The organism is Enterovibrio makurazakiensis, from assembly GCF_050336585.1.
GTDB classification, from domain to species: domain Bacteria; phylum Pseudomonadota; class Gammaproteobacteria; order Enterobacterales; family Vibrionaceae; genus Enterovibrio; species Enterovibrio gelatinilyticus.
Map to the genome: position 1 here is coordinate 69,584 of NZ_JAKJSE010000014.1, position 13,168 is coordinate 82,751.

10 protein-coding genes are annotated in these 13,168 nt (G+C 47.7%); 2 read left to right on the plus strand and 8 right to left on the minus strand.

Annotated elements, in window-relative coordinates:
* Positions 1–77: 77 nt before the first annotated feature.
* The 7 genes from L4D06_RS11720 to xerD all read right to left on the minus strand — a co-directional run bounded on the left by L4D06_RS11720 (position 78) and on the right by xerD (position 10,007).
* The gene (locus tag L4D06_RS11720; RefSeq protein ID WP_274164977.1) at positions 78–1,412 is read right to left on the minus strand and encodes a sigma-54-dependent transcriptional regulator; all 1,335 of its coding nucleotides are present in this window, start codon (positions 1,410–1,412) and stop codon (positions 78–80) included.
* 419 nt (positions 1,413–1,831) lie between these two features.
* Complete coding sequence (locus L4D06_RS11725) at positions 1,832–3,238, minus strand: amidohydrolase (RefSeq protein WP_429739552.1); 1,407 nt, start codon at positions 3,236–3,238, stop codon at positions 1,832–1,834.
* A gap of 208 nt (positions 3,239–3,446) precedes the next feature.
* Positions 3,447–4,961 (minus strand): lysine--tRNA ligase, encoded by a 1,515-nt coding sequence (lysS, locus tag L4D06_RS11730; RefSeq protein ID WP_274164978.1) that lies wholly within the window; start codon positions 4,959–4,961, stop codon positions 3,447–3,449.
* Between the two features lie 28 nt (positions 4,962–4,989).
* Positions 4,990–6,088 (minus strand): peptide chain release factor 2 gene (prfB, locus tag L4D06_RS11735; protein WP_274164979.1). Its coding sequence is split into 2 segments (ribosomal slippage): positions 4,990–6,012 and positions 6,014–6,088, totalling 1,098 coding nucleotides; the frame shifts between segments, so codons are not numbered across the junction.
* Between the two features lie 184 nt (positions 6,089–6,272).
* Entirely contained in the window at positions 6,273–8,000 is a 1,728-nt protein-coding gene (gene recJ / locus L4D06_RS11740; protein ID WP_429739554.1) for a single-stranded-DNA-specific exonuclease RecJ, read from the minus strand.
* A 229-nt stretch (positions 8,001–8,229) separates the two neighbouring features.
* Positions 8,230–8,964 (minus strand): bifunctional protein-disulfide isomerase/oxidoreductase DsbC, encoded by a 735-nt coding sequence (gene dsbC, locus L4D06_RS11745; protein ID WP_429739556.1) that lies wholly within the window; start codon positions 8,962–8,964, stop codon positions 8,230–8,232.
* 146 nt (positions 8,965–9,110) lie between these two features.
* Complete coding sequence (xerD, locus tag L4D06_RS11750; protein WP_429739558.1) at positions 9,111–10,007, minus strand: site-specific tyrosine recombinase XerD; 897 nt, start codon at positions 10,005–10,007, stop codon at positions 9,111–9,113.
* A 194-nt stretch (positions 10,008–10,201) separates the two neighbouring features.
* On the opposite strand from xerD, the gene fldB reads away from it, so the two are divergent.
* On the plus strand, positions 10,202–10,720 hold the full coding sequence (gene fldB / locus L4D06_RS11755; RefSeq protein WP_429739560.1) for a flavodoxin FldB: 519 nt from the start codon (positions 10,202–10,204) through the stop codon (positions 10,718–10,720).
* A 102-nt stretch (positions 10,721–10,822) separates the two neighbouring features.
* Here fldB and brnQ read toward each other — a convergent pair whose 3' ends face one another.
* Positions 10,823–12,148, minus strand: coding sequence for a branched-chain amino acid transport system II carrier protein (brnQ, locus tag L4D06_RS11760; protein ID WP_274164984.1), 1,326 nt, complete (start codon positions 12,146–12,148; stop codon positions 10,823–10,825).
* A 308-nt stretch (positions 12,149–12,456) separates the two neighbouring features.
* Here brnQ and L4D06_RS11765 point away from each other — a divergent pair, with 308 nt between their 5' ends.
* Positions 12,457–13,161, plus strand: a complete 705-nt coding sequence (locus L4D06_RS11765; protein ID WP_429739562.1) for a tRNA1(Val) (adenine(37)-N6)-methyltransferase — start codon at positions 12,457–12,459, stop codon at positions 13,159–13,161.
* The last annotated feature ends 7 nt before the right edge of the window (positions 13,162–13,168 follow it).

Sequence of the window (13,168 nt, forward strand, 5' to 3'; positions counted from 1 at the left end):
AAAACACAGAAAAAAACCGCCACTGATGTGGCGGTTTTTTATTGGTGTTCATTCGCTTATTTGACGCGAACTACCCGCTAGCGAAAGCTGCGCGGTGCAGGGATCAAGCTGTGTTTGTTCAGCAAGCGATACATGGTCGCTCGAGAAACACCCAACTCCTTCGCCGCAGCAGAGACTTGACCATTATTGCTTTCAAGTACCGCTAGCAAAGCATCACGCTCAGATTCTTCACGGATCTTACGCAGACTCTGTTTGTAATCACCCTGACGGGGAAGATCCAAATGCTCAGCTTCAATCACCAAGTTGTCAGCAAGCAGCACAGCACGTTTCACCTGATTGATGAGTTCGCGAACGTTGCCCGGCCAACTGTAGTTGGTAAGAATTTTGTTCGCTTCTTCAGAGAAGGTTCTTGCCTGTGTATTGTACTGACGAGCAAACTTCAGCAAGAAGTGCTCAGCCAAATCAGGAATGTCCGCCGCACGCTCTTTCAGCGAAGGCACGGAAATACGCAATACATTGAGACGGTAGAACAAATCTTCGCGGAACAAGCCTTCCGCAACGGCTTTCTCAAGATCCATATGAGTGGCAGCAATAACACGAACATCAATCTCTTTCGCGTATTTATCATCATGTGACTCAACCGTGCCATCTTGAAGCAAGTGCAACAGATTGGCCTGAAGGTTGAGTGGTAAATCGCCAATTTCATCAAGGAACAAGGTGCCTTGATGCGCTTGCTGAACTTTGCCTTCTGATGTGCCATCACCAAACAATTCAGAAGAAATCAGTTTTTCTGGTAACGCACTGCATTTCACCGAGACAAAAGGACCTTTCGCACGGGTAGAAGCATTGTGAATTGCCATGCCTACCAACTCTTTACCTGTACCACTTTCACCGTGGATCAACACAGAGACATCGGTTGGCGCGACGCGTCGCACTTGGTCTCGCAGTTTTTTCATAATGGACGTTTTGCCCAATAGCCCCATATCGCTATGATCGCCCAGTTGCGGCCAAACATGACGCTCAAGTTTCAACATACCCAATTGGTGACCAATGGTGCTCATCAACTGGCTATCTGGAATTGGAGAGGTAAAGTAGTCAATGCAGAAGCTCACAATGAACTGGCAAATTGCGTCATTATTGAGTTGATCCTCACGGATCAATGCTAACCAGCGTACTTGTTTGTTACGGTTAACGAGAGAAGCCACGCCATTGAGGCTGAAATCATCGTGGCTGATATCGACAATACCAATACATGGACCGATATCTTGGAGAAGAGATTGGGCAGCCCTAAGGTCGTAACAGCGGTGGCAACGCCATCCTGCTTGTTCCAACGTTGCTAACCATGGTTCATAAGTTCCGCCTACTACGACGAGTGAACTTGGAACCGCCTCAGATCTGAATTGCATACCCATAACGCCTGCCTTTAGTCATCCATTAACGACATGTGTTCAAAATGTTGTGAGTTCATTATATTTTGTAAGACAAACTATTCTGTCTCATTGTAGATACAACATGACTCTCAAATCTGCACACATAGCAAAAGAGACACTTCTGTTGTTTCAAGTTTTGACAAGTGAATAGACAAACCCAAGGGATAACTGCCTACAATTCAGCGAATTAGCCGAGAAAAGCAGACAATTTACACATCACAACATAAACGGAGATCTCTATGAGTCTCAATTTAGAGAAAAAAGGACATCTCTCTAAGTTTTCTTAAATCATAGACTATGCTCCGCTTTCGTGAGGGTATCTATTGATAGAGAAAACAAAACCGTATCTCTATGAGACACGGTCTTTTAGTTAAGGCAGGGAATTCAAAAGGCGGGTGGAATCAACGTACCTCTTCACCGCTAGCAACCACGGTTTCACGCACCTTGTCTGCAAACTGCAACGCTTCTTCACGAATCGCATCTTCGTTCACGGTCAATACGTCTCGGTCTTGCATCAAAACCTTACCATCAACGATTGCATGTTTAACATTTGAAGCATACGCAGAATATACCAGCGCCGAATACGGGTTATACATAGGCACCATGTTTGGGGCTTGGGTATCAATCACGATGATATCAGCAAGCTTACCCACTTCCAGTGAACCAATCGTGTCTTCCATATGCAGTGCACGTGCGGCGCCTATCGTGGCCATTTCAACCACTTTGATAGGCGGCATTGCTGCACGGTCTTGATTAACCAGTTTGTGTACTTTCGCAACTTGATTGAACTCGTCAAGGGTGCTCAGTGTATTACCTGACATCGGTCCATCCGTACCTAGCCCGATACGCAGACCATCATCAAACATTTTCAATGCCGGAGAGACGCCTTTCGCTGATTTGATATTCGCGCTCATGTTATGCGCCACACCCACGTCATGCTTCTTCAGCAGCGCAATATCAGCGTCATCTACATTGATCACATGTGCGCCCACCAAGTTAGGTGTTAACGCGCCGATCTCCGCCATATAGGCAACAGGCGATTTTCCGCCGCTACGTTCTGCGATGACTTCGTTTTCGCGATCAGACTCAGCCAAATGAATCATCACAGGGACATCAAGTTCCAGCGATAGCTTGGTAATTTTCTGCAATACTTCGGTGGTGTTGGTATACGGCGCGTGCGGTGCAAAAGCAGGGGTGATTCTAGGGTGATCTTTATATTCATTGATAAAGTTCACCGCGTATTGGATCCCCGCTTCCGCATTCTCAGCATCGGCAACCGGATACTTAATCACGGTCTCACCCAAAATGGCTCGCATGCCGATTTGGTCAACAGTTTTCGCTACTTCATCTTCGAAATAGTACATGTCGGCGTATGTTGTCACGCCGCCCTTCAGCATTTCTACGTTCCCCAGCTGTGCGCCAATACGCACCATGTCGCGACTAACCAGCTTCTTCTCTAGTGGAAAGATATAACGGTGCAGACGATCCGGCACATCGTCTCCTAACGAGCGAAACACAGTCATTGACGCGTGAGTATGTGTATTAATCAAACCCGGCATAACAATATCGCCATCGACGTCTAAGACTGTTTTTGCGTTGTAGTCTTTCACCAATGAATCGTCGCCCAATGCAACGATCTTGTTGCCATCAATGGCCACAACACCATTTTGGTAAACGGTCTTATCTGCGTTCATTGTGAGCACGGTTGCATCAGTGATTAAGAGATCGATATTTTCAACAGCGAACACAGCAGATGACGCCAAGGTAGCAAGCGCCACACTGGCAGATAGGAGTGATTTTTTCAGCATGATTGTCTTCAATAATGGCTCAGGAATGTCGCGACTATCATCCGCGGTGACGGCGTAAACCCAAACAAAAACGTTAATTGCGTCGCAAAAAATGTGACATTGAGCAAACGTTTGCACACTCACTTACAGGCATAAAAAAACACCGGCCAAAGCCAGTGTTTTTGGTGTCTCAGAGTTGTCTTAACGACGTCTCAAAAGTCAGACGGAATCAGTCGTTCTTAGGATTCTGTGGACGCATAGCAGGGAACAAAATCACGTCACGAATCGTGTGCGTGTTAGTAAACAGCATCGCTAAACGATCGATACCGATACCTTGACCTGCTGTAGGCGGCAAGCCGTGTTCCAAAGCAGTGATATAGTCTGCGTCGTAGAACATCGCTTCGTCATCACCCGATTCTTTCGCGTCAACTTGCGCTTTAAAGCGGTTGTCTTGGTCTTCTGCGTCGTTAAGCTCAGAGAAACCATTTGCCACTTCGCGGCCGCCAATGAAGAACTCAAAACGATCGGTAAAGAACGGATTATTATCACTGCGGCGTGCCAGCGGAGAAATGTCTGCTGGGTAACCTGTGATGAACGTAGGCTGAATCAACTGAGGCTCAGCGGTTTCACCGAAGATTTCTTCAAGTAGCTGACCACAAGTCCAGAACTTCTCAACGTAGATATCTAGAGATTTTGCGATAGATACCATCAAGTCACGGTTTTGAACGCCTTCGTCATCCAACGCTTGGATATCAGCGTGCTCAGGATTGTAGTGCTTGATCGCTTCTAGCATAGTCATACGTGCGTATTTACCGCCGAATTCGACAGTGTGGTCGCCGTACGGCATCGCCGAATTACCTAGAACCTCTATAGCAACAGTGCGCAGCATGTCTTCGGTTAGGTCGATCAGATCATTATAATCCGCGTACGCCATGTAGAATTCAATCATGGTGAATTCTGGGTTATGACGTGGAGACAACCCTTCGTTACGGAAGTTACGGTTGATTTCGAATACACGCTCGAAACCACCAACAACCAAACGCTTCAGGTAAAGCTCAGGGGCGATACGCAGGTACATTTCTTGATCAAGCGCGTTGTGATGCGTGATGAATGGACGTGCAGACGCACCGCCAGGGATCACTTGCATCATCGGTGTTTCCACTTCCATAAAGTCTTTTGACTCCATGTAACGGCGGATCGCTGAAATCAGCTTTGAACGTACTTTGAACGCTGTGCGAGAATCTTCGTTTACGATCAGGTCAACATAACGCTGACGGTAACGCGTCTCTTGGTCTGTTAGACCGTGGAATTTCTCTGGCAGAGGACGCAGTGCTTTGGTCAGCAATGTGTACTCTTCCATGTTCACGTAAAGATCGCCTTTGCCTGATTTATGCAGGGCACCTTTCACACCGATGATGTCACCGATATCAAGACCGTGGAATTTTTCTTTCAACTCGTTCTGAACGTCTTTCGCAGCATACGCTTGAATACGGCCAGATACGTCTTGTAGCGCAAGGAATGGGCCACGTTTTGCCATGATACGGCCAGCAACGGTCACTTTGTGATCCAATGCTTCTAGCTCTTCCTTGCTCTTTTCGCCAAATTCAGCCTGAAGGTCTGCCGCTTTGTGCTCACGACGAAAATCATTCGGGTGGCCATTCGCATTGCAGGTTTGACGAATGTGGTTCAGTTTTGCACGACGCTCCGCAATTAGCTTGTTTTCGTCTTGTAACTGGTCAGTCATAGTGAACCTTTGAAATTAACGTAAAAAATTACAAACCAGATTTCAGGCTGGCTTCAATAAACTTGTCGAGATCACCGTCAAGTACCGCTTGGGTATTACGGTTTTCAATGCCAGTACGCAGGTCTTTAATACGTGAGTCATCCAATACGTACGAGCGGATCTGGCTACCCCAACCGATGTCAGACTTCGAGTCTTCATTCGCTTGCTTCTCAGCATTTTGCTTGTGCATTTCCAGCTCAAACAGTTTTGCGCGAAGCTGCTTCATCGCCTGATCTTTGTTTTTGTGCTGACTACGGTCGTTCTGGCACTGCACCACAGTATTGGTCGGTACGTGAGTAATACGTACCGCTGATTCAGTGGTGTTTACGTGCTGACCACCCGCGCCCGAAGCACGGTAAACGTCGATACGCAGATCAGAAGGGTTAATATCGATTTCAATGTTGTCGTCAACTTCTGGGTAGATAAACGCAGAAGCAAACGAGGTGTGACGACGACCGCCTGAATCGAACGGAGATTTACGCACCAAACGGTGAACACCGGTTTCGGTACGCAACCAGCCATAGGCATATTCACCACTGATACGGACCGTCGCTGATTTCAATCCTGCCACATCACCTTCTGACACTTCGATGACTTCTGTTTTGAAGCCTTTCGAGTCAGCCCAGCGCAGGTACATACGCAACAACATAGATGTCCAGTCTTGCGCTTCTGTACCACCAGAACCGGCCTGTAGATCGATATAGCAATCAGAGCCATCGTGGTCGCCAGAGAACATGCGGCGGAACTCAAGCTTGACTAGCTTGCCTTCCAGCTCTGACAGTTCTGGCTCGATTTCGTCGAACGTATCTTGGTCGCTTTCTTCAACGGCCAGTTCCAACAAATCAGTGATGTACTCGCCACCTTGGCCCAGCAGGTCGATTGTCTCGACAACAGCTTCCAATGATGCACGCTCGCGCCCAAGTGCTTGCGCACGCTCAGGGTCGTTCCATACATCAGGTTGTTCGAGTTCAGCATTAACTTCTTCTAGACGCTCTTTCTTGGCGTCATAGTCAAAGATACCCCCTAAGGACATTTGCACGCTCGGCAATGTCCGCTAGGCGGTTTTTGATAGGATTGATTTCAAACATGGTCACTTATCTAAGTTCAGAATGAGTTTTAACCGCCGAATTCTACAGAATTGCGGGCAGAATAAACAGAGTGTGATGAGGATCAAAGAAGAAAAATTAGCGAAAAAGAGTGAAAAACAAGACAACAATTAGCACGTAGCCGCTTAGGCGAATGTGCCCGCGACTACCTGAATCGAATCAAACATTACCCCGCGATGATGTGCTCCACCATCAATTGAACCGTGCGATTTCCGCGAAACTCATTCACATCAAGACGATAAGCCAATTCCACAGTCTGAACTGATGGATCTGGCCATCGACGCAGGTCAACATTAAATGCAATCCCATCCACCATTTGTCCACCTAAGATAGGCTCCAACATCATTTTTAGATGCTTGCCGCCCACCAGCTTTTGGTGCAGCAATTTGAATTTCCCATCAAACAAGGGTTCAGGGAAGCCTTGGCCCCATGGTCCACCCGCACGCAATGTTTCAGCAACGTCCATGCTTATTTCAGCAGGCATCAGTTCACCATCTGACAGCAACACGCCTTTCAGTTGGTCTTCACTGATAATGTTCTGAACGGCCTCATCAAACAAACGTGAAAAACGCGAATAATCTGCCTCTGCAATCGTCAGGCCTGCCGCCATGGCATGCCCTCCGAATTTCTTTATCAATCCTGGGTTTTGGGTATCGATTAAATCTAAGGTATCACGCATGTGAAGCCCTTGAATGGAGCGCGCAGAGCCTTTGATTTCACCTTCCTCTCCCGCTGCAAAAGCAATCACAGGACGATGGAATTTGTCTTTGATACGTGATGCAACAATGCCAATCACACCTTGATGCCACTCACGCTGGAAAAGTGCGAGGCCACTTGGTAGGCGCGTATCTTCACCAAACTGCAAGCGCTCACAGATCGCCATGGCTTCATCTTTCATGCCCTGCTCGATGTCTTTACGGCTTTGGTTTAGCGCATCAAGCTCGCTCGCCATCTGCCTCGCTGCAGGCAAACTGTCAGTCAACAGTAACTCAATACCAAAAGACATGTCATCCAAACGCCCTGCCGCATTGATACGCGGGCCAAGCGCGAAGCCAAAATCACTGGCCACTAGCGTTGACATGTTGCGGTTTGCCACTTCAATCAAAGCTTGGATGCCTGGGCGACATTTCCCCGCACGAATACGCATCAAGCCTTGGTGTACCAAAATCCGATTGTTGGTATCTAGCGCGACCACATCCGCCACTGTGCCGAGTGCCACTAAATCAAGCAAGTCCGCCAAGTTAGGCTCTGGCATATTACGCTCAGAAAACCAATGGGTTTCGCGAAGATGTGCGCGTAGCGCGAGCATCAAATAAAACGCGACCCCGACACCAGCCAATGACTTGGACGGAAAACCGCACTCATCAAGATTTGGGTTCACCATAGCATCTGCATCTGGCAACACATTGCCCGGCAAGTGATGGTCAGTCACCACCACTTGAATACCGAGAGCTTTGGCTGCCGCCACCCCTTCAACCGATGACACGCCGTTGTCCACAGTCATAATGACCTCAGCACCTTTAGCGGCAGCTTGCGCAGCAACATCAGGACTCAGCCCATAACCATCATCAAAGCGATTCGGCACCAAATAATCAACGTTGTGACAACCCATCATACGAAACGCCGTCACTGATAAGGCGGAACTGGTTGCACCGTCGGCATCAAAATCCCCCACCACAATGATACGTCGCCCGTCTGCCATCGCATTGGCGAGCAGTTGTACGGCCTTTTCAATACCGTGTAATTCACTGTAGCTGTGTAGGCCTTTCGCACTGCGCTCTAGCTCACCCTCGTTAATCACACCTCGGTTAGCATAAATACGCTGAAGCAAAGGCGGAATTGAAGCAGGAAACATAGCATCGGGCGTGGCTTGACGACGTTTAATTTCAATCATGGGGACAAATACCTGTCTGAGACGGCGCATGACAGCGACGGTCAATAGAATGCGGATTGAGGCAATCATTGTAGCGAGAACGGAACAAAGCGAAACCCTAACAAGCAAATCGCTCGCGCCGTGATCGAAAAAAGGCGCTAACTTTCGTCAGCGCCTTTTATACCCAAGTAACCCGAAGATGCAGGATTCAGGTTACTTGGATATAAGCATATTCAGTGCTCTTTCGTGATTAACCTTTTTGGTTAAGAACTTCAGCCAATCGCGGAGCCGGCAGATAGCCCGACAACATGGTGCCATCTTGCAACATGATGGCGGGTGTACCCGTCACACCCATGGCAGAACCAAGGGCCATATGGCGACGGACTAGTGGGGTACATACAGCGGTTTCTTCATCAAAGTTACCGGCTTTCGCGGCATTCATTGCGCCCACTTTGTCGTCAGCACACCAAATAGCGCTCATTTGTTCCATGTTTGGCGAACGCTCACCTGAACGCGGGAAGGCCAAGTAGCGTACGGTAATACCCAGGTCATTATATTCCTGCATTTCGCGGTGTAGCTTCATGCAATAGCCACAGGTGGTATCTGTAAACACGTTCACCACGTGCTTTTCATCTTTTGCTGGGTAGACGATCAGCTCTTTCTCAACATCCGCAGCATCAAACAGTTTTTTGTTACGCTTAGCTTGAGCGATCTCAGTCAGGTTAATCGAGGCCTGTTCTGTGGTATGAAACAGTTGCCCATAGATAAAATAAGAGCCATCTTTGTTGGCATATACCACACCGCCATTGGTGACCACTTCAAAAAGTCCCTCAACAGGGGAAGTCTCGATGCTCTCGATATTCAGGCGATACTGCGCCAACACGTCCGCAATAGCGGCTTTATCTGCACCTTCCGCCGCGTTTGCGCCAAAAGACAACATGGCTGAAGAGAGCATCACACCCGCAAGCAGTCGTTTGAAATTCATCGTATATATTTCCTACTTAATCTATGAAGACCCGTAAACACAGGCATACCATCTTTTAATACAGACCGGAAAGACAGAGAAAAAGTCCCTGAGTGTTCGAAAAAAATCCAGTCATGCTGTTTTGAGTCACTTCGAGACGTGTGCCATTATGCCCGAGGATGGTGCTCTTGATGCAATTGTTTTAGCCTCTCGGTTGCCACAAAGGTATAGATTTGCGTGGTCGATAGATCACTATGACCCAACAGCATCTGCACCACACGTAAATCCGCACCATGGTTGAGTAGATGCGTAGCAAAAGCATGGCGCAATACGTGTGGCGACAAAAGTTCGCTGTCTATACCAGCTAACGCAGCATAAAACTTAATGCGATGCCAAAAGGTTTGTCGGGTCATCATCCGGCCTCGGCGGCTCGGAAAAAACACATCCGAGGTTTTCTCACCCAATAAACCTTGACGCCCGTGCGCCAAATAGCGCTCTAGCCAATCAATGGCAGACTCCCCCATCGGCACTAATCGTTCTTTACCGCCTTTACCAATCACACGCACCACGCCCTGTCGCAAACTGACATTTTCCGTGGTGAGGCTAATCAACTCTGTCACACGCAACCCTGTCGCGTACAGCAACTCCATCATGGCTTTATCACGCAGTTCCAACATGTCTTCCACATCCGGAGCCTCTAACAAGGCATCAACCTGTTCTTCAGATAAATCTTTGGGCAAACGTTTCGGTAGTTTAGGGCTAATCAAGGTTGCGCTGGGATCGTCTTCGCGTTGCTTTTCACGATAAAGGTATTGAAACAGTCGGCGCATGGCAGACAGCATGCGCGCACGGCTGGTCTGCTTGAAATCTTGGTCAAACAACCAATGTTGATAGTCCTGCAATGTTGCCGTCGAGACCGTCGTTAATTGCACATTGTCTTGCGCTAACCAATGGCACAGCTTCATTAAATCATTACGATAAGAAACCAAGGTGTTTTCTGACAGACCTCGCTCCATCCACATCGCATCTAAAAACTGTTCAACCAAACTGGTATTTTGTTCCACGTTTCACTCACTTAACGAGGTATTTTCCCTCTATTCAAACTACCTCAGTGAGCTTCGAATGCAAGCACAGCAGGTGTTTTGAAGGCTTTCTCGCATATTTGTTCAGCAAAGTGGGGACAGTAACCAAACTCTGGGGTAGAGAAGCAGACCGCTGACAGGTAAAATCGCGCCAAGCGCAACAGCAGGATTAAGGCATGAAGATAGGATTGTTCTACGGTTCAACCACGTGTTACACCGAAATGGCAGCCGAGAAAATTCGCGATATTTTGGGCGATGACTTGGTCGATGTGCATAACATCAAAGACGTCTCTGTGAGTGACATGAATCAGTATGATCTCCTGTTACTCGGTATCTCAACGTGGGACTTCGGTGAACTGCAAGAAGACTGGGAAGCGGTGTGGGACCAACTTGATGGCCTCAAACTACAAGGTAAGGTCGCCGCATTATTTGGGCTGGGCGACCAAGAAGGCTACGCGGAATGGTACCTTGATGCGATGGGCATGCTTCGCGACCAATTACTCCCGACAGGACTTGCGTTTATTGGCTATTGGCCTGTGGAAGGCTATACCTTTGAAGCATCAAAAGCGCTCACTGAAGATGGCAAACACTTCGTTGGCCTCGCATTGGATGAAGACAGCCAATACGATCTTAGTGATGAACGCATTGCAACGTGGTGCGAACAAGTGCTGACGGAATATCAAGCCTTGTTGTGAACCGCTGTTGTTCGCGATGCTCTGTCGCTAAAAACCGATGCCAACTTTTAGGCAGAAAAAAACCACCGCTTGCGGTGGTTTTTTATCAACAGTGCCGAGCTATTAATTAAGCTTTCCGTTCAATGGCGCTTGGGATGAATCGCCTTTTGGTGCAGGAACAAAACGAACCGCCACCATCGCAATCACTGTTGGTAATAGCCATGCCATGCCGTAGTTAAACAGTGGCAGAACATTAAGTGCGGATACGTCCAAACCTGCAATCTTCGCCGCATCGAACAATGCAAAGACCAAAGACACGCTCAATACCACACGGTATGCAATGGCAGGGTTAGGCATAAAGCGGCGAAGGAAGGTCAACGCAATCAGAGCAATCGCTACCGGGTATAGACCAAACAGCACAGGAACTGACACGGCAATGAGTTGATTCAAACCAACGTTCGCAACAACCGCACATGCAATAGACAAGATCACTACCCACTGACGGTAAGAGACTTTGACCAAGCTGCTGAAGTAATCAGAGCATGCCGACACCAAACCGATAACGGTCGTTAAGCACGCCAACACAATGATGGTCGACAGAATAATTTGGCCAGCTGGGCCAAATAGCGCCATCACATAGGCCGACAGAATAGCACCACCGTTTGCAGCACCTGCTGCCACGCCCGTTGCCGTCGCGCCTAAATAGAACAGTGATACGTAAACAAACGCCAAACCCGTTGCCGCAATCACACCTGCGTAAATCAGGTACTGGCACGTTTTCGCTTCAGATTTAATGCCCTTCTTGCGGATCACATCGACAATCAACATACCAAACATCAGTGCCGCGAAGGTGTCCATGGTGTTGTAGCCTTCAAGGAAACCCGTGGCAAACGCTTGGTCTACATATGCACCTTGTGCAGCGGCTACGTCACCTTGAGGGTTAACCACAACGGCAATGGCAAGCACAACCAGTGCCGCAAAAAGTGCAGGCGTCAGCAGTTTGCCGATCGTGTCAATCAACTTGCCTTGCGACAAAGAAAAGAACATCGCAACCGCAAAGAACACCACTGAGAATAGAGAGAGCTCAAATTGGCCTGCGTCAGTTAAGAAAGGCTTAAAGCCCATCTCATAAGCCACCAAACCAGCACGTGGTGCAGCAAATGCAGGGCCGATAATGATGAAAATCAGCACCGCCATCAGTGTCGCCACAGAGGTTGGAAGATCGCGTGTTAAGCCTTTCCAACCACCACCAGCGATGGCAACGGCAACAATACCAATTAGAGGCAAACCCACTGCCGTCGTCAAAAAGCCGAGCATGGCTGGGAAAGTGTGGTCACCAGCAAGAAAACCTGCTTGCGGTGGAAAAATAATGTTGCCCGCTCCGAGGAAAAACGCAAAGGTCATAAAACCTAGCGCGAGTATGTCGCTAACCTTTAAACTCTCTTTCACTATTTACTACCTATGTGTGTTTGCAGATGTGTGTTTGCGATACGTGTAATCAACCGGTTAGCTTTTTAGTTATTTTTACTGAGCTTTACCGAGTAGACAGGATAATGACGAAGTTTCACCATACAAACAATAGGGTGAGCAAAATTGAAATATAAAACCAAATTATAATTAATAGTAAGAATTAAAATCCAATTTTCATGAAAAACACCAAACTATCAAAAGATATTAACAACAAGCCTCGGTAACAATGCAGCAACATAATAAACTGTTTTTTAACCAATTATCGATAAACACCAGACGGGATAAAAGTGAATAAAGGTTTCCAATTCAAGCAGTTCTCAATCGTAGATAATGGATGCGGTATGCCAGTAAGCACCGATGGCGTCCTACTTGGGGCGTGGGCAAACGCAGGAGAGCACGACGCTGTACTCGATATTGGAACGGGGACAGGTCTACTTTCATTAATGATGGCGCAACGATTCCCTCATGCACAAATTACGGCTATCGATATTGATCAACATGCGGTGAACTGTGCACGCGACAATTCAGAACAATCTGCTTGGCAAAATCGCATCAATGTCATTCATCAAGACATTATTCAATGGCGTAATGGACCTCTATTCGACACTATCATCTGTAATCCGCCTTACTTTAATTCAGGAGAACAGGCGTCTGATCAGCGTCGTGCCACAGCACGCCATACTGATACCCTTTCTCATGACAGCTTATTAAAAGTGATAAAAGCACACCTTTTCCCTCACGGGCAGGCACATTTGATCTTACCCTCAGTAGAAGCTGACCAGTTGAGCGCCAAAGCGCATGAGCACGATCTTTATTGCCAAAGACTGACATTAGTGAAACCGACACCCGCTAAGCCAGTTAGCCGAAAACTCATGACACTGACAGCCACTAAGCCTGACAAATGCCAGGAAAATACGTTAGTAATACAAGAAGATGGCGCTTACACCGTAGACTTTGTGGCGCTAACAAGAGACTTTTACCTCAAGATGTGATGATCCC

Excerpts from the sequence above, each read along its gene's own strand:
- lysS (WP_274164978.1), bottom strand. The coding sequence starts at position 4,961 with ATGACTGACCAGTTACAAGACGAAAACAAGCTAATTGCGGAGCGTCGT.
- fldB (WP_429739560.1), top strand. The coding sequence starts at position 10,202 with ATGAAGATAGGATTGTTCTACGGTTCAACCACGTGTTACACCGAAATG.
- L4D06_RS11725 (WP_429739552.1), bottom strand. The coding sequence starts at position 3,238 with ATGCTGAAAAAATCACTCCTATCTGCCAGTGTGGCGCTTGCTACCTTG.
- recJ (WP_429739554.1), bottom strand. The coding sequence starts at position 8,000 with ATGATTGAAATTAAACGTCGTCAAGCCACGCCCGATGCTATGTTTCCT.
- L4D06_RS11720 (WP_274164977.1), bottom strand. The coding sequence starts at position 1,412 with ATGGGTATGCAATTCAGATCTGAGGCGGTTCCAAGTTCACTCGTCGTA.
- dsbC (WP_429739556.1), bottom strand. The coding sequence starts at position 8,964 with ATGAATTTCAAACGACTGCTTGCGGGTGTGATGCTCTCTTCAGCCATG.